Below are 25,594 nucleotides of genomic sequence, written 5' to 3'. Positions count from 1 at the left end.
TAGGACATCGTAATGAAACCAAAAGTATTACTTATTGAAGACTCGACTTCGCTGGCGATTTTGTACAAGCAGTATGTAAAAGATGAGCCTTATGACTTGTTTCATGTCGAGACAGGTAGAGAGGCCATCGCCTTTATAGAAAGAAACGTTCCGCAACTGGTTATTCTAGATCTCAAATTACCCGATATGGACGGTGAACAGATTCTCGATTGGATAAATGACAACCAGGTGCCGACATCAGTTGTTATCGCAACCGCACATGGCTCCGTCGATCTCGCGGTTAACCTGGTTCAAAAAGGCGCAAAAGACTTCCTTGAAAAGCCGATCAATGCCGACCGTTTAAAAACCTCCATCGCGCTGCACCTGCAACAAGCCAAGCTCGAACACCTTGTGGAAGATATTGAAAACAAGTTTGATCGTAACCGCTTCCACGGTTTTATTGGCTCAAGCTTACCTATGCAAGGTGTCTATAAGATCATTGACTCAGTCGCGCCGACGACAGCCAGCGTATTCATTGTTGGCGAAAGTGGTACAGGTAAAGAAGTCTGCGCCGAAGCGATTCACAAAGAAAGTAAACGCAAAGACAAACCGTTTGTCGCTATCAACTGTGGTGCTATTCCAAAAGACCTGATGGAGAGTGAAATATTTGGTCATGTCAAAGGCGCATTTACTGGTGCGACAGCTGACAGAAAAGGCGCTGCATCGATGGCAAATGGCGGAACGCTGTTTTTAGATGAGCTTTGTGAGATGGAGTTAGAAATGCAGAAGAAACTGCTAAGATTCCTCCAAACTGGCACCTTCACTCCACTCGGCGCAAACAAAGAAATGAAGGTCGACGTCCGCATTATCTGTGCGACCAACCGAGACCCTTTGGTTGAAGTTGAAGAAGGACGATTTAGGGAAGATCTCTATTATCGTGTCCACGTCGTTCCACTTGATATGCCGCCTCTTAGGGAGCGCGGCAATGATATCCTTACTTTAGCAACGCACTTCCTTAAACTTTATGCCAAAGAAGATGGGAAAAAGTTCAACGCTATTCATCGTGATGCGGAATCAACATTGAAGCGTTACACTTGGCCCGGTAACGTACGCCAATTGCAAAACATTGTACGCAACATTGTGGTACTTAATGACGACAGCCATCTACGTCTCGAACATTTACCGGATCAGGTCACAACGAGTCGCAAATTGAAATCTAGCATTTCATCTAAACCCGCGCCCGCTGTAACGCCTCCCCCACCTCCATCCAGTGAGGAAGCGTTGGAAGGTCATACTATTCAACCAATCTCTGCCAATTCGCAAGCAGATAAACCTGTCACTATCCGACCAATGTGGCAGATCGAACGAGAAGCCATTCAGCAAGCCATTGACTATTGTGATGGTAACGTTCTCAACGCCGCTGTATTATTGGAGTTAAGCCCTTCAACGGTTTATCGCAAAAAACAAGCTTGGGAAGCAGAAGATGAGCAACAACTCGTCTGATGAAGTTTGGCTAGTTATTGATAGCTTAACTTTTGGTGGTATTGAAACTCATGTGCTTGAGCTTGCTAAAGGGCTCAAGCAATTTCAAGTTCCAGTGACGGTACTATTTCTTTGCACATACCCTCAAAAACAACTACTTGAAGAAAAGCTTGAAGCTAACCAAATTCCTACTAAACATCTAGACGGTGATGGCAATAGCTATTTCAAAGCACTGCTTCATCTTGTTCGAACACATAGACCTGCCCTTTTACACGCTCACGGATACAAAGCGAGTATTACAACTAAGCTGATTCGTTTGTTAACGGGTGTAAGACAGATTTCAACCTACCATGCGGGCGAAACTCCTTCAGGCAAGGTATGGTTGTATGACTTTATTGACCGCTTCACTTCGATTGTTTCAAATCACTCGATTGCTGTTAGCGACAAAATTGCTCGTAAGCTCGTTTCTAGAACGGTTTGTTTTAATAACTTCATTGATACACAGGAAACTCAGCATTCAAAAGGAACGCAAATTGCTTTTGTAGGTCGTCTCAGCCACGAAAAAGGGCCAGACAGGTTTGTCGAGCTAGCAAACGCGAATAGCCAACTCAAGTTCGATATCTATGGTTCAGGCGTTCTCGAAGATGAACTCAAACAGCGTGCTACCGATAATGTTCGTTTTCACGGCCACCAAAACAACATGAACGCTATTTGGCCTAATATTGGCGCTTTAGTGATCTGCTCTCGATTCGAAGGCTTACCAATGACAGCATTAGAGGCCATGGCACGCGGCATACCTGTTTTTTCCCTCAAGGTTGGCAACATGCCTAGTCTGATCCATCATCAAACAAACGGTTATCTAGCCAATGATATGGACGAGCTAAACTTGGCTTTAACCACTTTCCTTTCCCAAGATGAAAAGCAAATAGCCCAATTAAAACAACAGGCGGTCAATACTGTAGAGCAGAGATACTCTCAATCAGCGGTCATTCCCCAGATAATCGAGCTGTATTCAATCTGATTGTCAAATTGAGAAATAATCTTTCCTCTATTCATAAATTCCATAAAAACCATATAAAACAAAAAGTTAATAATAATCAATAATTGGCACTCCATTTGCGTTAGCTAACTCAATACAACTATTAATCCGTTTTTTGAGTACGCAAGGGGTCTACCGTGAAAAAGAAGATACTGTTTGTGCATTATGGTGACGATTGGATTCGAGGCAGTGAGAAATGTCTGCTTGATCTAATTAAGTACATGCGTAATCGCAGTTACGACGCATTTGTTTGGACTAATAACCGAGAGCTTTCAAAACAGCTTGAGTTGTTCAATGTACCTAACGAACTCGATAATTTTCCATTGTTACTAGGTTGGAAAGCACCTAAATACAACGTTTCAGGATGGATGGAGCTGATCAACCATGGACGCAAAATAATTGAACGCGAACAGATTGACTTGGTTCATATTAATAGTGGTGCACCTTGCCAATGGATGTTAGCGGCTGCGAGGCTAAGTAATGTACCTGTCGTCACCCAATTACACTGCTCTTATCCGACTAGAGATAGACTAACTCTTGGTCTGCACCTATCTCCGCATATCATTTCAGTCAGCAAATCAGTAAGTGAATCTTTAGTAAGAGATGGCTACCCACAAGAACGAGTGTCCGTTGTTCACAATGGGATTGACGTTAAAGCCCTATCTAATCAATCCGCTGTTGACCTCCGCCTTGAGCTTGATATTCCCAAAGAAGACTTTGTTTTCGCAACGGTTGGCTCACTCATTCATCGTAAAGGGGTAGATAGAATTCTAACCGCGTTACGCCACGTCACCTTGGAGTACCCAAATGTACGCTTGGTTGTGATTGGCGATGGGCCGATGTCATCAAAGCTTCAACAGCAAGCCGACTACCTGCATTTATCAGACAACGTTCACTTCGTTGGCGAGAAGTCCAATGTCGTTGGCTGGCTAAAAGGTTGTGACGCGTTTATTAGTGGCGCACGTAGTGAAGCTTTTGGTTTGGTTATCGCAGAAGCTGCCCTTGCTAAGCTTCCAATCGTTGCTCCTTTTGAAGGAGGCATTCCAGAGTTTATCCAACACGGTCAAACAGGGGTATTGTATCCAAATAATGGTGTCGCTCCGATTGCCAAAGCAATGCGCATTTTAGTTAACAACCCTAAGCTTTGTGCACGCCTTGCCAACCAAGCTCACGAGTCAATTGTTAAGCACCACGACATTTCTGTTAGCTGCGCCAAGATAGAGCGTTTGTATCTAACGCTTCTTGATCAACCTCAGCAGTCAAATCGTTCTTATCTAAACACGTTACTACCAATTAAGACCTACGTAGCGAATCGCCTTTCACTAGGAGGTCAGCATGGCTAACAACAAGAACAAAACATTGATATTTGACCCCATCACGTTCAAAGGTGGTTCTAAGATCGCGACCAGTGACGCGCTTAATGTTTGCCGAATCGCCAGCAATGAATTTATTGTGTTGACCGTTGACCCAGAGTTCTGGAAAGCGACTGAGTTCTATGCCAAACACAATGTCACTTTACGTAAAGTTTCCGCGGTTTCTCGGCTGATGAAAAAGCATAACGGTGCCTTCTACTGGTTAAACCAACTCTACCTTTTGCTCATTATGCTCAAAACCTTGGTGATGGAACGCGGTATAGCCAAAATAGTGGGAGCTTCCGGTCCTGGAATCGACATGCCAATGTACTTGCTTAAAGCCTTCTTAAACATTGAAGTCACCCAATTTATCCACGGTAATGTGGGGCTATCACGCTCTATCGGCTACTGCCTGACAATAGCCGATGCAGTTTTCTATTTGCCATCTACTCGCAAAAGTCTAAAGGTTGCTCTTGAAGCCTATCTTCAACACGCAACCAAGATTGAAGATACCTCGGCCTTAGCTGAAAGCTATTTAAAATCCTCAAGCTATCAGTCATTTGTCAATGGCATCCCTGCGCAGCGTTGGCCTACAGAATGTCAGAAGAGTGTGCCTATCTGCTTCTGGGCCGCTTCGCTGTTAAAGTGGAAAGGTCTCGATACGCTTATTGAAGCCTCCAAACTTGCCGCTCGCTGTAAACCTATTGCGCTTAATGTTTGCTTTATTCGTCCCGTCGACACCTGTCTACCAGTGTCTATGGCGCCAGTGTTACTAAAGCACACAGAATGGTACGAAGATCCTGACAATCTTGATGGAATCAGAAGCCAGTCCAACATCTTTGTCTCTACCAGCTGTAACGAGCCCTTCGGTCTTTCAATCCTTGAAGCATTAGCCGCTGGTATGTGCGTAGTGATCCCACAAGACGGATCCTTCTGGGATCAGCAATTGACGCACAATGAAAATTGCATCAAGTACCAACCAAACAACGCAGATTCATTGTGTGATGCTCTGCTTTACGCAACCAACGATAGCCAAGCATTTGAACGTTGCTGCACAAACGCACGAGTCGTAGCTGAACAATACAAAGCTGAATATCGCTATCAGAGATTTGCTCAGCATATAAACGGTGACATTGTCACATCAATGATTCGTGCTTGTGATTAGGGTCTTTTGACCGATAAATGGATAACTGGTTGGAGATTCGCTATGAACACAGAACATATTAAAAGCATTAGCCTATACGCCGTCAGCTTGTTCTTAATTAAAGGTGTATCCCTGTTCACATTGCCTTTGATGGCACACTACTTGTCGCCATCTCAAATCGGTCACTTAGAGCTACTAGGCGTCACGACCGTGTTTTTCAGCCTCATCGTCAGTCTCGCCATGCATGAAAACCTTTATCGCTTTATCGGCACAGTCAGTAGTAAAGTCATTAGAAAGAGAAAGGCATCTCAACTGTACAGCGCAACACTCCTTCTCTCTATGTCTCTTAGCGCTTTGTTGCTCATAGGTTACTACTTATTGCCTTTCAAAGCAGATTCGATCACTCATGAACAAGTCTTATTTATGGCGTTGGTCCTCTGCTATGAAGCTCCTTTGGCGATAAGTCTAGCGTGGTTGAGGCTGCACAATCAGGCAGGGTTGTTTTTTAAGATTTGTGTCAGCACTGTTATTGCCCAAGTGTCATTACTTATCATTGCGTTATTACATAAGCCTGATGTGACGGTGATATTCGCGCTTAACGTCATTTGCACATTCGTACAGTTTCTGTTTCTTCATATCTATATCAACTTCCCGCTTATGCTGCCTAACAAAGAGCGCATGAAACGATACATTCGATACTCGGCACCGTTAATGTTATCTGGGGTTGTTGCTTTCGGATTAAGTGGCGCAGAGAGATGGCTGATTGCAGGAGCAACAAACTTAGAAACTTTGGGTATGTATGCTATCGCAGCTAAGTTTGCGTTGGCTGTCGGTATCCTAATTCAACCTTTCCATATGTGGTGGATGCCAAAAAGATTTGAGGCAATGGACAACAAAGGCGCCGATTACGTCGCCAATGTCACGACGCAAGGCGTGGTATTGTTGTCCGTCATTTCGGTTACCGTCGCTTGGTTAAGCCAAATTTTTATTACAATCGCCTTACCCGAATCCTACCAACCCGCGGTCGCTTTGGTAGGTATGACCATTACTATGATGTTTTTCAAAGAGCTCGTTGAGCTGATGAACTTCGGTATTTTGTACAAGAAAAATACCACTCAACTGTTATATATCAACGTCATATCAACAGTTTTAGCCTTCATCGTTTGCTTCGCTTCCATAGAGTCAGGTATAGAGGCAATACTTTGCGGACTGATTGCTGGGCAGCTTTGCCGTTTCGCTCTCACCATTTGGTTTAGTCAACAAGCGCACTACCTCGCTTATCCGTCGAGCAACATTTTTGCCCTTCTGACACTAACTGCACTATTTCTTTTAACCAGCCGTTACCATCAAAATATAGAAGTTTCGGCATTAATGTTGCTACTTCAACCCTTAGGTGTCGTTGCTTTTGCAATTCGCTTTAAATTGATCTCGGGGGTTTCTTTGAAGAGCTTAACTCATACCGTCAATAACTACCTTGGTAAGTCACTATGAACAGTGTGAACCAAGCTAGTGCTAACAGAGCTGCACCAATCTTGTTAATGACATTGCTTAGCTTTGGATTAGCAATGCTATGGTACGTGGTGCCTCACCCTGCGATTGTGTTGGTCTTATGTTTTGTTCCCTTAGGTGCTCTGTTTGTACTCAATCAAACATTTTGGCTTGTTAGCTTATTCGTTTTATTTTCTTTCTTTCGCATTCATGAAGCTATTCCAGCACTTTACTCGCTCAAGATCCCGTTATTGCTCTCATTGGGCGCTCTTTCTGCGCTCATGTGGCATACATTGGTAAGCCGACAGTTACAAACGTTCTGGCACCCAAGTATGACGTGGTTAGCCCTGTTTTGGGGGCTGGTGGTTATTGGCGTTGTACTCTCATCAAATCCCGGTATAGCCATTACCTACTTTAAGAATATCTACTGGAAAATCATTGTCATGACACTGGCAATCGCCTGGTTGGTTAATACGGAAGAAGCCGTTCGAAAAATAGCGACGCTGATTATATTGGCTGGCGGGCTCATCGCCGTCGTTGCACTATATAATTCGTCAGCAGGCATAGGATTGGTGGAAGGCACTCGGGTTACCATAGGTCGCCAACTTGGATCTGTTCTTGGTGACCCAAATGATCTGTCGCTCGTGTTGATGTTCCCTCTTGCGTTCGCTATTAGCTTCGCAACGACTAAAGGGATTGGCTTTTCACGCATTCTAGGAATCGTAGGGCTTGGTCTCGCAATGGCAGCTGTCATCGCGACTCAAAGTCGTGGCGGGCTATTAGGCTCAGTCGCCGTATTTGGTATTTTCGGTCTGCGACTCATCCGCTCAAAATCACTACTCATTTTCATCGGAGTCATTGGTTTAGCGGTTTTATTTGCGGTCGCTGGTATTTCAGATCGACAATCCGGTGGTGCTGCAGAAGAAGGTATCGATGCGTCCGCAATGGGTCGTCTGTATGCGTGGGAAGCAGCATTCAAGATGGCACTGGATAATCCCTTCAGTGGTGTTGGTCTTAATAACTTCTATTCAAATTACTACTACTACAGCTCTCATTGGGACGGGCTAAACCACGCTGTACACAGTACATGGTTTGGTGTTCTGGCAGAGATGGGCTTCCTTGGCCTGATCGTCTTCATCGGTATCATCATTTCATTGATTAAAACCAGTAGGCAAACACTTTCAATTCTGGCTGAGTTAAAGGACTCTGTCTCTCCGTATCTGACTGCCACGGCGCTTGCCGTCTATGCTGGCGTAATAGGTACTGTTGTGTCTGGTACCTTCCTGACTCAAGGCTTTACCTGGCCAATTTACATACTTGCTGCGCTATGTATTGCCATCTCTCGAATTACTCAAAAACGTTCTCAATTTGAGAATCTTAACAAGACGAAAGAATAACCAAACTTATCTCATTGTTTTTAATCAATTTATATTTTGGCACGTTACGTGAAATAGTCTCTGCATAATTCAAATGTAAGGGACGCAATCATGTTGGCTCAGCAATTAAACCACTTCAAAGTTTGGCTACAACACAATGAGAATCCTGCGTATCGCAAATTGTTTCTCATTTTGAAAGCAATTCGCGCATGCGATATTCCAACGCCCAAGCTGTTTAACAAGTTCGTTGGTCTGCTCTACTCTGCATTTAGCTCTGTCTGGGGAAACCTTCTGCGCGTTTCAGTACACACTCCCGCCTTTAAAGGGCGACTATCAAAATACGGCAGAGGACTTTACCTGTTTGGTGGTGTGCCTTTTGTCTCTGGTCCCTTAACTATCTCCTTAGGTGACGATTGCCGTATTTCAGGACAAACTACTTTTAGTGCTCGACCTCAATCTGACAATCCTCAGCTCATTGTTGGTAGCAATGTTGATATCGGCTGGCAAAGCACATTCGCAATCGGCCATAAAATCGTGATTGGTGACAATGTTCGCATTGCTGGTCGAGCTTTTCTCTTTGGTTACTCAGGTCACTCTTTAGATGCGGCTATGCGGGCAAAAGGTTTTGGAGATCTAGATTGCGATGTCGGCGATATAATTCTCGAAAACGATGTCTGGCTTGGCACCAACGTGACGGTTTGCCCAAACGTCACTATTGGTGAAGGTACTATCGTTGGCACCGGAAGTGTTGTTACCAAAGATCTCCCTCCCTATGTGGTGGTAGCAGGCAATCCAGCAAGAGTGATTCGTTCACTTGCTGACTCTCCAACTAGTAATGAGGAAAACCGTCATGCGTGATCTTATTGTTTTCGGTGAAGACTTTGGCGGTTTGCCATCAAGTACTCAACATCTAGTAACTCGTTTGGCTAAGCAGCGTAAAGTACTGTGGGTAAATTCGATTGGCCTGCGTCAGCCTAAACTGACGATGCACGATTTCAAGCGAGCTGCGAACAAGCTATTAGGTAAAAGTAAAGGGGGCTTTAGTCGCCATAACGCACAACCGTCGAATATTAGTATCGTGAACCTAAAAACGATTCCAGCACCTCGTTCTTGGCTTGCACGTCAAATAGCGAAAACGATGATCTGCTCTCAGTTGAAACCCGTGATTAAAAAGCTTGGGTTAAACAAGCCCATCTTATGGAGTTCGCTTCCGACGACTGCTGATTTGTGTGGAACACTGGGTGAATCTGCCATTGTTTATTATTGTGGCGATGATTTTTCATCTCTTGCAGGTGTTGACCACGACGTAGTGGCAACGCACGAAAGCAAACTCGTCGAACATGCAGATTTAATTCTCGCGGCGAGTGCAAAACTACTGACTAAATTTCCTCAGTCTAAAACACATTATCTTCCTCACGGGGTCGATACGCATCTATTTAGCACTCCAGTGAGTCGCGCCATCGACTTACCTTCAGAAGAAAATAAAATCGCTGGTTTCTATGGCAGTTTGTCTAACTGGTTAGATTATGAACTTATTAAGCAAGTGTGCTTAGCTCATCCTACTTGGCAGTTCGTGTTTATCGGCCCATTGGAACTGCCGTCTAATCCTTTGCCAAAATTGCCTAACGTTCACTACCTTGGCCCAAAACCTCATAGTGAACTACCAAGCTATAGTCAGCATTGGAATGTGAGCTTGCTTCCATTCAAGTCTAATCGGCAAATCGCCTCATGCAGCCCGCTAAAACTGCTTGAGTACCTAGCCGCTGGTAGCAAAGTCATTGCGACGCCCTTCCCTGCACTTTCTCCATATAGAGAGCAAGTCAACGTAGTGACCAACGCTCAGCAGTTTACTGACGCCTTAAATGGCCTAGATTTAGATTCAAGCATTGGTGAGCAGCAATCTCTTGCATCGGAAAGCTGGGATGCTCGTACAGTTAAGCTTAATAGTATGTTGGAGTCATTATGAATGAGCTAAAAATGAGGTTCATCGTCATACTCAACTCAGCATGGCGACAGCGCTACGTAATCGTAGTACCTATTCTCATCCTTCCTTTTGTTGGCTACTTCATTGGAAAAGTCGCACCAACAAATTACGTGTCGCATACTTCTATGCTGATACAGGAAACGGCGAAGATGAACCCTTTCCTAGAGGACATCGCCGTATCAACGATGCTAAAAGAGCGACTCAATGCGCTCAGTACCTTGCTTAAAAGTCGTCACGTATTAACGGCTGTCGCGAAAGAGCATGGTTTGATAGATGACTCGATGGCTCCTGCAGAGCGAGATTACATCATAAGTAAGCTTTCAAGCAGCCTTACTGTGACTCAACCCGGTAAGGATTTTCTAAAGATTTCGTTAACGGCCCCCAATCCTACAGGGATGAAAGAGCTGTTGGAGTCGATTAGCGAGCACTTTATAGAGCAGCTGCTTGCTCCTGAACGCTCTTCGATTGAGGATTCGTCCGAATTCCTCAAGATTCATATTGAAAAGCGCAGAGAGGAGCTAGATATCGCCGAGAATGAGCTAGCCGACTTCAAAAATCGCTACGCTTCCGTCACGCCAGAAATGCAAAGCCAAGCACTAGGTAGGCTCGCTTCTTTGAAACAAAGCTACGCGGAGAAAAAAGCCGAGCTTGCAGGTGTAGAACGAAGCTTAGGCTCGCTTGATCAACAATTGTCTAAAACAAACCCAGTAGTCGGTAAAATTGAAGATCAGATCATCGAGATTCGCAGCGAGCTGACGCTTCTTAAAGCAAAGTACACCGAAAGCCACAGTGCCGTTCAAGGTAAAGAACGCGAGTTACGACGCTTAGAGAATGAGCGTTCTATCTTGCTACAAATGGAACAACCGAATATCAGTAGTGATCAGCTATGGGATATCGCTAGCAGCAACAAGCTCAAAGATCTTGGTGAAGTACAGCCCTTACTGGTAACCCAACTCCAAAGTTTGCAATTAGTTCGTGGCCGCTATGAATCCTTGACTGAAGAGACCAAAAGTCTCAAAGAAATGATCGCTCGATTGGAACAGGAAGCTAATCGCTTTGGTGACAACGCAAAAACCATGCACCGCCTAGTGAGAAATGCGGAAATTAAACGTCAGCTCTACGATGAATTGATTCAACGTTATGAGATGGCGCAACTAACCGGATCGTTAGGTGTATTCGAGCAAAATAAACGAGTCAAAATTATTGACCTTCCTTATACTCCGAGTCGACCTGCTAACCTTCCTGCGATTGTATTTGTCATCGCTGGATTCGTTGCTGGCATCGGATTGGGTGCAGGCGTCGCAATCCTTATAGAGCTGTTTGACTCTTCGATTAGACGTAAAGAAGAGATTGAGGTGATCACAAATGCGCCTGTGATTACTCATATACCTCGAATCCGTTGCCCCTAAGATTAAGCCTTATCAATCATAAAGATTTTCAATTTGATTATCAGGTTGAGAACTTACCCAGAAAACACATAACACACTGAAATATAAGCACTTAAAATCTGGCACACTATGTGCTCTTACTAACTTAAAGGAATTATTCGTTTAGGAGCTAGTATGAGCACACCTTGCAAAACAATCATCCATGTGGTCCAACACCTCTCTCCTGGTGGTCTAGAGGCGCTAGCTCTCAATATGCTTGCATTTTCTAACCCACAACAGAAAGTGCTCATCATTAGCCTAGAAGGGGCCAAAGAAGAATCCATCTCAAAATGGTCGAAACTTGAAGCCGTAAAGAACCAACTTATCTTTTTGAACAAACCATCGGGATACAGTGTTAAAACTTTGGTTCAGCTCTTCAGATTATTCCGCACACTCAAACCTAGCGTTGTCCATACTCATCATATCGGACCAATCCTTTATGGTTCGATAGCCGCAAGACTGGCAGGTGTTAAGGCGAGAATCCACACAGAACACGACGCATGGCATTTATCTGACGAGAAACATCGCTCTCTACAAGGCGTTGCTTTAAAAATAGCGAAACCAAGTATTGTTGCCGATGCGGCTTTGGTCAGAGAGCAAATTCACCGTCACTTCGACTATAAAGACGTGACGGTGATTAAAAACGGCATCGATTGTGAGCAGTTCACAACTGGCTCTAAACATCTGGCTCGCCAAGTTATTGATCTTCCTGTGCGCAGCACGATTATTGGTAGCGCTGGACGCCTTGAGAAAGTAAAGGGTCATGATGTTCTGATTGATGCGATGACCTTACTGCCTAATCACATTGAGCTGGTTATTGCCGGTGAAGGCAGTCAAAGGAGAAAACTCGAAGCACAAGTGAAGGAACTTGGCATTAGTCATAGAGTCACCTTTTTAGGTCTTGTCGATGATATGGTTCGATTCTATCAAGCATTGGATCTGTTCTGCCTTCCCTCACGTAGTGAAGGCTTCCCACTTTCAACATTAGAGGCCCAATCATGTGACATTGTCACTTTAGCAAGTAACGTGGGAGCTACAGGTGAGACACTCTGCCCAATTACAGGGAGCCTATTTGAGAGTGAAAACCCGCAAGCACTCGCTTCTAGTGTCCTCACTGCCCTTGAGCTACACCACACTGACTCTCCGCGTGACTTTGTACTTCACAACAATGACATCAGAGACATGATGAGAGCTTATGAAATGTTGGCAGAGGAGAAAAGCGCATGATCGACTTACTACTCACGATTCTATTTGTGGTCAGCTGCTTTTTGGTTATCTATCACCATGTTGGTTACCCAGTGCTGCTTTCTTGGTACTCGAAACAGCACCCTTTTAAAACGATAAATCACCGTAGTCGTGGATTCAAAAGTATTAAAGGAGACAGAGCTTGCGCGACCATCACAATTTTGGTTCCCGCATTCAACGAGGAGCAATGGATCGCAGACAAAATTCGTAACCTGTCTTCGCTCGATTATCCAAAAAACAAATACAAGGTCATCATTGCCTGCGATGGTTGTACTGACAACACTGTCTCAATAGCGGAGCAAACTATTCAAGAGGCGATTTGTGCAGATACTCACTTCGAGATCAGAGCCTTCGAATCCAATCGTGGCAAAGTTGCGGTCGTCAACGAACAGATGAAAACAATAACGAGCGACATTACCGCGTTGAGCGATGTCTCAGCTCTCATTTCAATTGATGCATTATGGGTTGCCAACAAACATTTTCATAATGAACAGGTTGGCGTGGTCAATGGCCATTACCAGCTGTTTAAACCGGGTAATGAAGGCGAAGCATGTTATTGGCAATATCAGAGTAAACTCAAGATGCGCGAAGCAACCTTAGGTTCTACTCTAGGCGCACACGGAGCTTTCTACCTGTTTAGAACTCACCTATTCGAATCAATGAGTGCTGACACTATCAATGATGACTTTATTATTCCTATGTCGATCGTACGTCAAGGTTACGTTGCAGAGTATGAGCCTCAGATGGTTGCACTAGAGATGGAGGCAACAAACGAGAAAGACGACTTTAGCAGAAGACTGCGTATTTCCGCAGGTAACATGCAACAAGCTATCGAACTTTGCGAAATGTTTTTACCAAAGTACAAAGGCGTTGCGTTTGCATTCTTTTCTGGAAAAGGGTTAAGACTCATCACCCCTTACCTACTGATTTTCTGCTTAATCAGTTCAATTGTCATGATGGACAACCCGCTCTTCATGGCAGCATTGATCGCCCAAATCGCGCTCTATTCGCTAGCAGTGCTTAGTCATCAATTGCCATACATTTTTAGCCATAAAGCCTGCAAACTGCTGCTTTATATCGTTGCAGGTCACTGTGCAAATTTCATCGGTGGTATGCGTTACCTATTCGGTCTTGAATCAGGAAAATGGTCTCGCGTAGGCCAATAAGGAGATTATTATGAGCAACGTATCAACACACATTTCAATTTGGTTAGCAAAACGTATGTTTGACCTATTTGGCGCGCTATTTGGCTTGCTACTGCTTTCTCCAGTCATGCCTTTTATCGCACTGGCGATAAAACTGAGCTCTCCTGGTCCTGTTTTTTACAAGCAATTGAGAGTCGGTAAATCAACACCAGAAAAGATGGTGTTTTTTGAAATCATTAAGTTTCGCACCATGTATCAAGATGCCGAGCAACGCACTGGTGCTGTATGGGCGACAGAAAACGATCCAAGAATCACCCCAGTCGGACGCTTCCTACGTAAAACGCGCCTAGACGAGATTCCTCAGTTGTTTAATGTTGTTATGGGTGAAATGTCATTAATTGGCCCGCGTCCAGAGCGCCCAAGCTTTTACAGTAAACTAGAGAATGCAATCCCTTACTTTGCTGACAGAACTTACGGTGTCATGCCTGGGATCACTGGATTAGCGCAAGTAAACCAAGGTTACGATACTTGTATTGATGATGTTCGCAGAAAGGTTGGCTATGACCATAGTTACGCACTTTCATTGTGCTCAATGAAGTCATGGCTAAGCATGGATATGAGCATTATCACGAAAACCATCGTGGTTATGTTTGATGGTCGAGGACAATAGCCATTAACGAACCGAGATATGTACGTGATTTAATGCACATTTTTTAACTGGCAATGCGTAAAACAACAACAATTCGATTAGTTATAAAGCAAACGAGTAAAAATCGAAGAAAATGCGCTTGCACGATTGAATAACTCTCGGTAACATCCCTCTCGTTCTTAAGGAATGGGTCCGTAGCTCAGTTGGTTAGAGTACTACCTTGACATGGTAGGGGTCGGCGATTCGAGTTCGCCCGGACCCACCACTCCTTAAAGCATTCAGTTGCAAAGAACATAAATTTGGGTCCGTAGCTCAGTTGGTTAGAGTACTACCTTGACATGGTAGGGGTCGGCGATTCGAGTTCGCCCGGACCCACCAAATTTAGTCCTTTAGGACGATCGCAAAGCCCGCTTAAAGCGGGCTTTGTTGTATTGGAAACTTGAGTGTGACTGCAAGACCTACCTTGTCATATAGATACTCATCCTTTAGCTCTAAGGTACCTCTCATACTCTTGGTGGCAGCAGCGACTAAGCTTAACCCTAGCCCATTGCCTTCTGTATTTCTGCTACTGTCGCTGCGGTAGAATTTTTGGCATAGGTGGGTTAATTCCTCTTCTCCTACTCCTCCACTTTGATCCGCTACAGTTAGTTCTACGTTGCCTGCTTTCTCTACTGAAGATATTCGAATCGTATTACCCGCTTGATTGAACTTACAGGCGTTATCGATCAAATTGGACACGACCTGCATCATTAATTCTTGGCTGGCTTTAATTTGGTGTTTCGGATCAATGTTCAACTCTAGGTTTAACTTATTGTCTTCTAAAACAGGCTCGTACAATTCTGCCGCGCACTCGACTAACTGTTGAAGATTGACAGCACTTTGAGTTATCTGCTCTCCATTGAACTCAAGTCGGCTTATTCGCAGCAGCTGATTAAAGGTATTAAGAAGATTTGCGACCATTTGCTCTACTTCTTCAAGTTCTGAGTGATTCTCAGAAAGTTGCTGAATTCGATGATAAATCGACGTAAGCGGAGTTCTTAAGTCATGCGCAATGTTGTTTGCTTGCTGCTTAGTCATCTCTGTCGACTGAGCAAGGCGATCCAACATCATATTCAGTTCTGAAATGGTCTCTGACAGCGGCCCTTCTAGGTTTTCATTGGGGATTCTAAGATGTAAATCGTTATCTTTAGTTATGCTGTTGCTCGCGGCGTTAATATCAGTCAGTCGAGTTTTAATGCTGTTTATCATGAAGTACGCGATGACAAAACCTACGATCATCAAAGCTCCAACTGCGTAAATAATCCCATTAATCAGTTGGGTTTGTTGAGTAAAGAAGGCATCTTCTACTCGAACTTCTAGCTTCCGCCACCCATCCCCTTCGGGAAGGTAAGTTTCAACGCTGACGTAATCAGACTCTTCATTCTCCTGAACATAAAATTCAATCCCAAATTCCATTTCTCCCATGGATTCATAGGCATCTAGCTTTTTCAATTCTTGGTCTGTGATATGCTCTTTGAAAACATAGCTAAAGATGGCCTCGTGATCGGCTCGCAGAACCTTCTTGGTTTCCACTGGGCCCAACTCTTCCCATAGCTCATACACATAGTTGGCTTCAGAAGCCACAATGGGAAAGACACTATTATCAATGAACCAGGCATAGATACTGGTACGCATCACGATCAGCAACACAATCGCCGCCACGACTAGCATCGCATATAAGTTTAGAAAACGGCGGAAAGGATCATTTACCCAATTCACGAACGTTCCTCCATGACGTAACCAGCCCCTCTCACGGTGTGCAATAGGGGCTTGTAGCCATCGAGATCAATCTTCTTTCGTAATCGACTAATATGAACATCAATGACATTGGTTTGCGGATCAAAATGATGATTCCAAACTTTCTCTAGCAGCATAGTTCGTGTCACGATGCGGCCGTGATTTTCCATTAAATAGAGTAAAATTTGATATTCACGAGTGTTGAGTGCTATGTCTACCTCTCCCCGCTTTGCCTTTCGGGTATAGGTATCTAAAGAGAGGGAATCTAGCTTTAACTCGGTGTTTTTGGCTTGAGATTGCGATTCAGTTGGTCTTCGTGCCAGCACCTCTATTCTCGCTAGCAACTCGGTATAAGCGTAAGGTTTAACTAAGTAGTCATCTCCCCCACTTCTTAATCCTTTGACACGTTCCTCTACACTATCCAATGCGCTGAGCACCAATACGGGAGTTTGGTTACCACCTGCTCTTAGCGCCCGAATCATTTGAAGACCATCCATTTCAGGCATCATACGGTCGCAAATAATAACGTCGTACTCATTTTGCAAAGCGCAAATCAAGCCCAACTTTCCGTTCTCGGCTCGATCAGTCTGATGCCCGGATTGCTCTAAGCTATGACTCAGAAAACGCGATTGTTCTACGTTATCTTCTACTAATAAAATTTTCATAACTCAAACTCCGAGCGACCAGCCTAGCTGTATAACATTTAAGATTGTTGTTGTGGACCAACTTGTAGCAATTCTAAGTCATTGGCACCATTAATAGAATGCGCATTGTCGTAGAAGTTTTCTTCATACATACCAAATTCAAACTCGACATTGCCCTCATCATTGAAAAACATCTCTTGCATATCGACCTTTTCAGTATCAATCACTTTTAATGTTTTAGCGTCAATAACGAGCAAGGTTGATAGAGGCTCATCGTAACTCTCTTTGAGCTCTACCATGTAGATGGTTCCCAGTTCTGGCACTAAATCCGAATGCGCTGAAACAATGAGCCCTTGGTGCGTCTTACCAACTTGCGCAAGGACCTCTTGAAGTGAAAAGTTAACTTTTTGAATCGTTTGGGTAACGTCTTTACCGCTTGTTGCATCAAAGAAAATGGTGTCTTGTTCTGCTTGTTTCTTTGCAGTGGCAACGTAGAGAAACCGACCATCTTCTTGTTCAATCAATTCAATAGAATCATAGCTAGCAGGCTTGAGCGTTTTAATCTGACTAAGCGCTTTTTCTGCGCTCATAGTAGGCACAAGATTAGCCTTGTTTGAATCCTCCATGGAGCTCGCCATAGCGCTAAAGCCAATCATGCTGCCAATCAAGATGCTAAGTGTAGTAAGTTTTTTCATAATCTTATTCCTGCTGTTGGTTAAGTTCGGAATTAGATTAGTCAAAGGAGCTAACGCCTTTCTAAACTCAAGATTAAATATTTGTCATCTAACTGGGGTGCCTTATCAATCATCATTTCAGCTTCCCCCCTCACGTATAAATAACGTTAATTAAATACCCTGCTTAACTGTTTCCTTTCAGAATTACCTCGTACATACAAAGAGACGCAGGAGAAACAAGAATGGCCAACACCCTTATATGCCGCTCTTTTCAATCATTCATGGATATTTGTGAGAATAACTTGGTAGAAGGCGCAAATGTTCACTGTACATTTCATCTATCCGAGCCGGAAATGATGCAAGATTTATTAACAAAGAAAGGAGGCTACCTACTTACCGCGACTCCATTCCTTCAACGCAAGGAATCAGTCTCAACAATTTGCCTGTGAGGTGAGCTTCTTAGGCGACTCTCACTCTCTGTTCCGGCTTCATTCCTCCCAATTTTGGAGCCGGCTTTTTTACTCGTTTTTCATCAACTCCTCTACTTACTTTCCCCCTGACAAGTCAATACAAACCCTTACAAAGCGATTACTCTAAACACGCTATCATCGTGCTTCAGATCACATAACTGCACCTAAAAATCACTAAATTACTCATTATTTACTGAACAATTAACATATTAATAACTAAAAATAGTGCGGCAAATTAACAAGTCAGCTCCAACTATTTACACTTACAAAGGAGGCGCTCTATGGCTACAAACGGGACGGAATGCTTCGATTTAAGAATCGGCAACTGTTTACTAAAAAGAAATGAATCTGGTGCTCAGATTCTACTCGACAATGAAAAATCGTTTTCTATCACTATTCCTGAAAGTAGTGTATTGAGACGATTAGTTGAGGAAGATGGTGAAGTGGTCAGCAGAGATGACTTAATCGTCGATGCTTGGGGACGCCCTGATATAATAGGTCCAAACTCTTTACCCGTTGCGATTACAAACCTTAGGAAAATCCTCGATCTTAATAACATTAAAATTACTAATGTTCCTAGAAAGGGCTATAGAATCGACCTTTCCGAAATTCAATGGGCTCAACCGCAAGAACCTTCCTTACAAGAGACTGCGCTGCCTCCCCCAGACAATAAAGATACAAGCTTTCCACCCCTTTACGAAACTTGGTGGGAAAGGGCTAAGCTAGCCATAGCTATCGGTGCCTTATTGTTTTGTCTCTACGCCGCCTTTTACATTGTATTCTCTTGGGTGCGTGTCGACTGCCAAAAATCAGGTAAAGCTACCCTATGTTCGATACAAGGGGACAGTGTCGACCCATCAATCGTCAATGGTAAAGAAGGGAGATTCTTTTATTCAAGTCAGAGCGGTTTAATGGAGGTCAAAGGCAATGGTTAAACGCATTATTTTAATAGCGGTGACCGTCTTAGGATTGTTTGCATCTATTACGACTTACGCTTTCTTAAACGGCTCATCTTGCCAATATTCGATGACTCTGCATGTGCCTGATGATGACAGAGATGTTTTTTTAACGTGCTATCGAGGAAAGGTAGTTGCACTACAAACCAAACAAGATGACAACGGTAACTACCTTTCTAAGTACAAAGTAGAAGCAAGACAACTTCGATTAGGCGAGCAAACCATCTATTTTGTCTACTCGCGCAAGATTTTAGTCGATGATAACAAGCAAGATGAAAATGATCATTTCAACCAGATCTCATCAGGATACAAGTTCTTGTTCTATCGCTTAATCCGTGATGGCGACGATATCTATGTCTTCCAGTCGTTCCCTAGGTACTATGTCCATAAAGGAACGATATCGGGTACATTAGATATTTGGGAAAAGTTTTTTAGCTAACAACAGAACCATTAGCGACTAAAAATACAAAAGCGCCATCCATCGATGGCGCTTTGTCATTTTAATACCCGAAACTAATCTAGGATTCGAAACTCAGCATTAAAGTGCCTTAAAGCGGGTGGCTCATAGGTAAAGGTCAACCCCTTAATCTTGTGAGCATTTTCCTTAATTTCGCTAAAGGCTTGAATCACATAATCAAGATGAGCTTGAGTGTATGTCGCTCGGGGAACCGCTAATCGCAAAAGTTCTGCTGGACACGGTAACTGCTGTCCTGTTTTTGGATCGCGCCCTAGCAATAAAGAGCCTATTTCTGCACCGCGAATTCCGGCTACGCGATACAATTCACATGCCATTGCATGACCGGGAAACTGGTCTGCAGGAATATGGGGCAATAAATCTCCTGCGTTAATAAACGCAGCATGTCCCCCAGCCTGTTGACATTTAATACCGACTCTTTCGAGTCCATCCACTAAGTACTGAATCTGGTCGATGCGTGAAGATAACCACTCTTCTCGCATCGCATCATAAAGACCTACGGCTAAGCGTTCCATAGCACCACCTTCTAGTCCACCATATGTTGGGAATCCCTCCTGCAGTACACATAAGGTACGGCACTCTTGAAAGACATCCGACAGCATATGGTTTTTAAATGCTAATAGTCCTCCGATAGGCACCATTGCATCCTTTTTAGCTGACATTGACAAAATATCTGCATATTTAAAGCTTTCTTTGGTGATCTCTTCGATAGACCAGCATTCGTAGCCGGGCTCGCGCTGCTTAATAAAATACGCGTTCTCGGCAAATCTTGCACAATCCATCACTACTGGAATATCGTATGAACTGGCTATCTCGTACACTTCCTTTAAATTGGCGAGTGATACTGGTTGTCCGCCAGCAGAGTTACATGTAATCGTGCTAACAACATAAGGCACATTTTTAGGGCCAATTTCCTCGATAGCAAAGATCAATTTTTCGATATCGAAATTACCTTTGAAAGCTGACTTTACTGATGTATCAAAAGCCTCTTCGGTGGGTACATTAACGACATGGCAACCATTTCGCTGGGTATGCCCCTGAGTCGTATCGAAAAAATAGTTTGAAATTGCGGCCATTTGCTCACGACATAGCCCCTTTTCACGCTCTCGCTTAGCAATCAAAGCCGGTACATAGAGCTGCTCTGCCCCTCTACCTTGGTGAGTTGGAATGGTATGCTCGTAGTCGAAGATGTCTTTGACAGCATCTTTTAGAACATAATAGCTTCGGCTACCACTATACGATTCATCCCCTTTCAGCATGGCTGCTTGCATTCCTTGGGTAACAGAGCCAGTACCGCTGTCAGTCAGCAAGTCTATAAATACCTCACTACTAGGAATTAAGAACGGATTATATCCATACTTTTCCAAAGAAGCTTCTCGTTCTCCGCGCGTCGTATGTTTAACAGGCTCAACCACTCGAATTCGATACGGCTCCGGTAAGTAGCTCATGCGAGTGTCAGCTTTATGGGTACAGTGCGAAGCACATGAATTTGGATTAGTAGTCATAGTTTTTCACCTTCATTTTTCTCTATGATTTGTAGAGCGGGCTCCATATGCATATACGTGCCCGCTACGACAAAACATAGAGTCGGGTGAAAAATCCAATGAGTAAGTTATGGATAAATAATCGTCAAAACCCCCTTACTTAAGACAATGACTGAAACCAATCTCAGAAAAAAGCCTGACTTATGTCAGGCTTAATATCTAATTCACATATTGTTTCGATAGGTATATCTAAAGGTCACTCAAACGAGTTTTGACCAATTCTTGCGTTTCCTCGATCCATGCGTAGCGTTTAGTGTACAAACGACGTTTCGTTTTCTTAAGCGAGCTTGGATCTTTACGAGGTGGTTGCAGTGGGATCTTGTACATAAACTTGGAAACATGCTCACCACCATACTCGGTCCACAATTCAGCGTAGTTGTAGGTGACACTTGAACGCTTAGAGCCCGTGTATCGCAATGCTTGGTAAATATGCCCCTTGTTTGTGATACCAAATACATCGTCTACTTGCCATTCTCGAGCAAGCATCAGCAAAACTTCAAGCATTAATGCTTTCGGACGTAAACCATGAATACCGCGAGTCAGTGACTTAATGATCTCTCCTCGATCACTAATGTGGTCCCCAGGCCCTTGTAGTGCACCAATGTGGATTTCTCTGCGTGGCGTGGTCGATAGATTAAACGCCAACGTAAACAGATCGCGGTTTTTCTCATCTGTCAGCTTTAGTGCCAATGAGCCCTCTCTTTCAGGCCCCGCACACAACAGCAGCTTACAATCCATAATTTCAGCAAGAAGCCAACCTTCATTGGAATAAAAGTCTAAGAATCCTCGGCCATACATTTCATGGAGGGTTTTAAAATGCTCATAGATTTTCTTCGCGCGCTGTTCTGGGCGCCAATTCAAGCAAACATAAGGTTTAAGAGGCTTTTCGAGCAATCGCGGGTTAACGTCCGTGATGGTTTTTAGATCGGGCTGAGCAAAGAGTTCTTGCATCTGTTTTAAAACACCTGGTTTAAGCAACGACCATAAGCAAAAACGCGCGTTATAGCGTAGCTTTTTAAGCCCATGAATATCCGGATATACGGCTTCAGCGACTTTAGGAAGCGATAAAACAAAATTAAGGTAGTTGGCTGACATATAGAATTCTCGATTTTCTGTCTGGGACTTTGCTCATAAAGTCGTTGCCTACTCAATGGATAGGCAAGCGTTAATGCACAGTGTACAAAACCATAAAAATGAGATGTAGATCTACTTTGTCGCTACTTTGTCACGCTTTTGTCAGCTTCGGTTACAATTTAGGGAATGTTAAGGTGAATAGTGCACCGCCTAGCTCGCTATGGCCCACTTCTACGCTGCCTTGGTGCCGTTTAACGATCAGCTCGACAATCGCGAGCCCTAAGCCAAATCCACTGTTTTCTTTGTTTCTTGACGCGTCAGCACTGTAAAATGGCTGGAAAATTGATGACCAATGCTCAGATGGAATGCCGTTACCATCATCTTCTACCATGAGCACTAGGTGTCCATCAGACTCTTTTACGCTTAGCTGCACTTGATTTTTCGCATACTTAACGGCATTCGAAAGCAAATTCACTACTCCGCGCTTTAACAATGAACGATCCGCGCACAGTTCTACATTGCTTTCGATATCAAGTGCAATATTAATATCACGGCTGTTTGGTAAGCGCTGAACGACTTCAGGTAGAAAATGATTCAAATTAAGCTGCTCGAGGCTCAGCTCGGTTTCAGGACGTTCCATCTTGGCGAAATACAGTAGCTCATCGACCATTCCCTCCATTTCTTCAGTATCTTCGATGATGCTCGCTATTTTGTCATGCTGCTCTTTAGACAAGTTCTGGTCTTGCAACATTTCAGCTTGCCATTGAATTCTGAAAATTGGCGTTCGCAGATCATGGGCAACCGCATTGGTTAGGAAACGGTTACTTGCAATAAGGTTAGAAATCTTATCTGCCATGTAGTTAAAGCTGGTATTCAACCTACCAACAGTATCTCTTCCTTTAGTCGGTGCCCTAACGTTAAAATCGCCCTGAGCAAACTTAACCGTCGCATTTTCCAGTAACCGCACTCTGCGGCTTAAGAACAAAATCAAACACAGTGAGTAGACAAAGAAGCCCCCGAGAATGAAGCCCCAAACAATATCATCATCAAATTCAATTGCTTGGCGTAGCTCAGTTTGAAAGTCTGGCGAGATGTAGTAAATCTCGTTGGGCTCTAACAGCTTAAACCAGAAATGTCTTTCTTCATCAAAATAGATATTAAGGTTTGATTGGTCATGGGCGAAAAAGTCCGCAACCTCTTTAGGAGCATTTAACGAGTCGATAATGAGTAAGGTCTTCGCCGTTTTTTGCACGACGCGCTCCATCGTATCGACGGCAGCTTCTTTACCTTGGTTTTGGTAAATGGTTAGTACCATATCCCTGAAAGCTTCACCTTCTCTTTCCTGAAGTACGTAGTCATAATCTGGATTGAGTTCATAGATAATGTACTCATACGCAAAAATACTTAATGTAAATAAGATCAGTAAACCAATGAATGATTCCAAGTAAATTCTGCGCATATACCCTCTTTAGGTCGACTACGATTGCCAAGTATCAGGGACAAACAAATACCCTTTTCCCCTGACAGTAATGATACGTTTTGGCGTTGCAGACGTGTCACCAAGCTTCTTACGCAAGCTCACAATCTTGTTGTCGACGGTTCTATCTAGACCATCATATTCAATGCCCCTGAGCGTCTTGGTAAGTTGATCCCGAGATAACACTTCGTCTGGTGAAGATGCCAAAGCCCAAAGTAAGTCAAACTCACTATCAGACATAGAGACCACCTCACCATCCAGTTCACACACTTTGCGTGCATCGTTGAGCTTCAACTGACCATACTCTAATACTTTTAAATGAGTTGATTGCGTCGTGGTTTGGGTACTTGTTTCAACTCTTCTCAGCAACATTCTCATTCGAGCGAGCAATACTCGTGGCTTAATCGGCTTTGTTACAAAGTCATCTGCACCAATTTCTAAGGCTGCGACATGATCAAAATCATCATCACTTGCTGTCAGCATAAGCACTCTACCCGAGTAGCTTGGACGGATCTGTCTACAAATTGTCAGACCATCAACACCAGGTAGCATAAGATCAAGGAGAACAATATCAGGCTGATTTTCAACAATGGCATCAATGGCACTTTCACCCTCTTCAAAAGTTGTAACACTGAACTCTTGAGAGACGAAATATTCACATAGCATCTGTCGAAGTTTAGGGTCATCTTCAACAATAAATAGCGTCTGATTAGCAGAATTTGGCATATAAACTAAAGCATTGCATCACTAACATAAAAGTAATTCTACCGTATTCGCCATCCCATTTCTGCAACAGATACTGAATCAAAATCGCGACGAAGATAAAAAGTCGAGGTGCTACCCTATTTTATTGCCACCTCGACACGACATTAGAGGACCATTATCCCAAAAACTTTGGTAGTGAATCACTTAAGGTCATGATATGAATGGTGATGACACTTATCCCAAACGTTCCAACCAGAATAAGCGCCAATTTACCCCCCGAAGCCCTATAGTCGTTGTGGTTATCATTGTTTAGATTACTTTGCCTAGATTTTCTTACTAACAATGCTGGGATGATGCATGCCCATATCGCAGCCGCTGATGCGGCATAACCAATGGCTACTAAAAAACCAAACGGGAAAAGTAGAGATATAAACAAAGGGGGTATAAACGTGATCGACCAGGTTTTTAAACGGCCTTTCTTGTTATCTTTGAAGTTGAAAACATCCGCTAGAAAATCGAATACACCAAGCCCAACCCCAACGAAACTCGATAAAATCGCTGCAGCAGAGAAAGCGCTAATCACATTAGATACAAATTCAGTTGGTATTACACCACTTAAGCTGCTGAGTAAGACGTTGATATCTCCTTCCTTTTCAATAATTTCTCCAAAGTGCATTCTCGGTAGGTTGCCGTAGATACTAACTAACCATATTGCATATATGAAAAAAGAAATAGCCGTCCCACCAACGATTGCTTTTTGTGCCTTCCGTTCATCCCGGTAGTAATCTCGCATGGTCGATACGGTGTGATGATAACCAAATGAGGCTAACGCTACAGGAAACAAAGCAAACATAAACTTACCTTGCTCTAAATTGACATCTCTCCACATTCCATTTAAGTCGATATTTAATACAAGCCCAGTAATACCAAATACAAAGCTAGCGACCATAAACAGCATTAAAATTATTGAAAACTTGTCAACCACACGCGTTGAGTGCCATACAAAAAAAGAAAATATCGCAACAAATAATATAGAAGCAAGCTTTGGATCTAATCCCATGTATTGATTTATTATAAGGCCCGATGAAGTTATATATGCATAGAGTAAAATCCCCCCGACAAAATAAATCATTATGTTGTTGAAGCAGCTAACAGGTTTACCTAGCAAATCTGTTGTAATCGAATCAAACGAAGACTTATAGGGATAGTTTTTTAAAACTTCCAATAGAAAGCACCCGCTCAACGTCATTATTAGCATGGTTACCGCCAATATAAACAAGGTCCACGCTATCCAAGCCCCTGCTCCCGCACTAGGTAAACCAAGCATTCCTGCGCCAACACATACACATGCAATGATGCACGAACCACCGAGGGTCGAAGGCGTTTTTTTTCTTAGAGAAAGATTTAGTTTCACATTATCCATACGTCATTAACCTTGTATTAACTAGGGTTTTAATTCGCCTTTATGTTATTAGAAATAATCTTCTAA

General features: G+C 43.4%; 22 protein-coding genes and 2 tRNA genes. 16 read left to right on the top strand and 8 right to left on the bottom strand.

The window, feature by feature from the left end; translation table 11 throughout:
• The first annotated feature begins 12 nt into the window (after positions 1–12).
• The 14 genes from AC5O63_RS10915 (at position 13) to AC5O63_RS10850 (ending at position 14,688) form a co-directional block, all read left to right on the top strand.
• On the top strand, positions 13–1,482 hold the full coding sequence (locus AC5O63_RS10915; protein ID WP_494504977.1) for a sigma-54-dependent transcriptional regulator: 1,470 nt from the start codon (positions 13–15) through the stop codon (positions 1,480–1,482).
• Positions 1,463–2,482 (top strand): glycosyltransferase family 4 protein, encoded by a 1,020-nt coding sequence (locus AC5O63_RS10910; protein WP_494504976.1) that lies wholly within the window; start codon positions 1,463–1,465, stop codon positions 2,480–2,482. Before AC5O63_RS10915 ends, AC5O63_RS10910 begins: the two co-directional genes overlap by 20 nt.
• A gap of 155 nt (positions 2,483–2,637) precedes the next feature.
• Positions 2,638–3,843: a glycosyltransferase family 4 protein gene (locus AC5O63_RS10905; protein WP_494504975.1), complete on the top strand. Its 1,206-nt coding sequence runs from the start codon at positions 2,638–2,640 to the stop codon at positions 3,841–3,843.
• Entirely contained in the window at positions 3,836–5,017 is a 1,182-nt protein-coding gene (locus AC5O63_RS10900; protein ID WP_494504974.1) for a glycosyltransferase family 4 protein, read from the top strand. The genes AC5O63_RS10905 and AC5O63_RS10900 overlap by 8 nt, the downstream gene beginning before the upstream one ends.
• A gap of 42 nt (positions 5,018–5,059) precedes the next feature.
• Positions 5,060–6,487, top strand: coding sequence for a lipopolysaccharide biosynthesis protein (locus AC5O63_RS10895; protein ID WP_494504973.1), 1,428 nt, complete (start codon positions 5,060–5,062; stop codon positions 6,485–6,487).
• Positions 6,488–6,534: 47 nt separating this feature from the next.
• The gene (locus tag AC5O63_RS10890; protein ID WP_494505014.1) at positions 6,535–7,881 is read left to right on the top strand and encodes an O-antigen ligase family protein; all 1,347 of its coding nucleotides are present in this window, start codon (positions 6,535–6,537) and stop codon (positions 7,879–7,881) included.
• Between the two features lie 90 nt (positions 7,882–7,971).
• Positions 7,972–8,718: an acyltransferase gene (locus tag AC5O63_RS10885; RefSeq protein ID WP_494504972.1), complete on the top strand. Its 747-nt coding sequence runs from the start codon at positions 7,972–7,974 to the stop codon at positions 8,716–8,718.
• Positions 8,711–9,826 (top strand): glycosyltransferase, encoded by a 1,116-nt coding sequence (locus tag AC5O63_RS10880; RefSeq protein WP_494504971.1) that lies wholly within the window; start codon positions 8,711–8,713, stop codon positions 9,824–9,826. Before AC5O63_RS10885 ends, AC5O63_RS10880 begins: the two co-directional genes overlap by 8 nt.
• Positions 9,823–11,253 (top strand): GumC family protein, encoded by a 1,431-nt coding sequence (locus AC5O63_RS10875; protein WP_494504970.1) that lies wholly within the window; start codon positions 9,823–9,825, stop codon positions 11,251–11,253. Before AC5O63_RS10880 ends, AC5O63_RS10875 begins: the two co-directional genes overlap by 4 nt.
• Positions 11,254–11,406: 153 nt before the next feature.
• A complete protein-coding gene (locus AC5O63_RS10870) occupies positions 11,407–12,498 on the top strand; it encodes a glycosyltransferase (protein ID WP_494504969.1) in 1,092 nt (363 codons plus the stop codon).
• On the top strand, positions 12,495–13,682 hold the full coding sequence (locus tag AC5O63_RS10865; protein ID WP_494504968.1) for a glycosyltransferase family 2 protein: 1,188 nt from the start codon (positions 12,495–12,497) through the stop codon (positions 13,680–13,682). The genes AC5O63_RS10870 and AC5O63_RS10865 overlap by 4 nt, the downstream gene beginning before the upstream one ends.
• Positions 13,683–13,692: 10 nt before the next feature.
• Positions 13,693–14,331: a sugar transferase gene (locus AC5O63_RS10860; RefSeq protein WP_494504967.1), complete on the top strand. Its 639-nt coding sequence runs from the start codon at positions 13,693–13,695 to the stop codon at positions 14,329–14,331.
• 167 nt (positions 14,332–14,498) lie between these two features.
• Positions 14,499–14,575, top strand: a tRNA-Val gene (locus AC5O63_RS10855).
• A 36-nt stretch (positions 14,576–14,611) separates the two neighbouring features.
• A tRNA-Val gene (locus tag AC5O63_RS10850) sits at positions 14,612–14,688 on the top strand.
• Positions 14,689–14,721: 33 nt separating this feature from the next.
• On the opposite strand, the gene AC5O63_RS10845 is transcribed toward AC5O63_RS10850, so the two are convergent.
• From AC5O63_RS10845 to AC5O63_RS10835, 3 genes are read right to left on the bottom strand one after another with little or no spacing between them, the layout of a single operon-like run.
• Positions 14,722–16,068 (bottom strand): sensor histidine kinase, encoded by a 1,347-nt coding sequence (locus tag AC5O63_RS10845; protein WP_494504966.1) that lies wholly within the window; start codon positions 16,066–16,068, stop codon positions 14,722–14,724.
• Entirely contained in the window at positions 16,065–16,751 is a 687-nt protein-coding gene (locus AC5O63_RS10840) for a response regulator transcription factor (RefSeq protein ID WP_494504965.1), read from the bottom strand. The genes AC5O63_RS10845 and AC5O63_RS10840 overlap by 4 nt, the downstream gene beginning before the upstream one ends.
• 38 nt (positions 16,752–16,789) lie before the next feature.
• Positions 16,790–17,425, bottom strand: a complete 636-nt coding sequence (locus AC5O63_RS10835) for a hypothetical protein (protein ID WP_494504964.1) — start codon at positions 17,423–17,425, stop codon at positions 16,790–16,792.
• 730 nt (positions 17,426–18,155) lie between these two features.
• Between AC5O63_RS10835 and AC5O63_RS10830 the strand changes: the two genes are divergently transcribed.
• Together AC5O63_RS10830 and AC5O63_RS10825 are read left to right on the top strand one after the other, a co-directional pair.
• Complete coding sequence (locus tag AC5O63_RS10830; protein WP_367939408.1) at positions 18,156–18,809, top strand: winged helix-turn-helix domain-containing protein; 654 nt, start codon at positions 18,156–18,158, stop codon at positions 18,807–18,809.
• The gene (locus tag AC5O63_RS10825) at positions 18,802–19,269 is read left to right on the top strand and encodes a hypothetical protein (protein ID WP_272785053.1); all 468 of its coding nucleotides are present in this window, start codon (positions 18,802–18,804) and stop codon (positions 19,267–19,269) included. The genes AC5O63_RS10830 and AC5O63_RS10825 overlap by 8 nt, the downstream gene beginning before the upstream one ends.
• A gap of 74 nt (positions 19,270–19,343) precedes the next feature.
• Here the strand turns inward: AC5O63_RS10825 and tnaA are convergent, their stop codons facing one another.
• The 5 genes from tnaA to AC5O63_RS10800 form a co-directional block, all read right to left on the bottom strand.
• The gene (gene tnaA, locus AC5O63_RS10820; RefSeq protein WP_494505013.1) at positions 19,344–20,753 is read right to left on the bottom strand and encodes a tryptophanase; all 1,410 of its coding nucleotides are present in this window, start codon (positions 20,751–20,753) and stop codon (positions 19,344–19,346) included.
• Between the two features lie 285 nt (positions 20,754–21,038).
• Positions 21,039–21,944: a VirK/YbjX family protein gene (locus AC5O63_RS10815; protein ID WP_494504963.1), complete on the bottom strand. Its 906-nt coding sequence runs from the start codon at positions 21,942–21,944 to the stop codon at positions 21,039–21,041.
• A gap of 151 nt (positions 21,945–22,095) precedes the next feature.
• Positions 22,096–23,382: an ATP-binding protein gene (locus tag AC5O63_RS10810; protein WP_494504962.1), complete on the bottom strand. Its 1,287-nt coding sequence runs from the start codon at positions 23,380–23,382 to the stop codon at positions 22,096–22,098.
• 18 nt (positions 23,383–23,400) lie between these two features.
• The gene (locus AC5O63_RS10805; RefSeq protein WP_494504961.1) at positions 23,401–24,126 is read right to left on the bottom strand and encodes a response regulator; all 726 of its coding nucleotides are present in this window, start codon (positions 24,124–24,126) and stop codon (positions 23,401–23,403) included.
• Positions 24,127–24,280: 154 nt separating this feature from the next.
• On the bottom strand, positions 24,281–25,528 hold the full coding sequence (locus AC5O63_RS10800) for an aromatic amino acid transporter (RefSeq protein ID WP_494504960.1): 1,248 nt from the start codon (positions 25,526–25,528) through the stop codon (positions 24,281–24,283).
• Positions 25,529–25,594: the final 66 nt, after the last annotated feature.

This window comes from Vibrio sp. SCP2, from assembly GCF_059295395.1.
The sequence above is the reverse complement of the archived record's forward strand: the minus strand, read 5'-3'. Positions and strand labels throughout refer to the sequence as shown.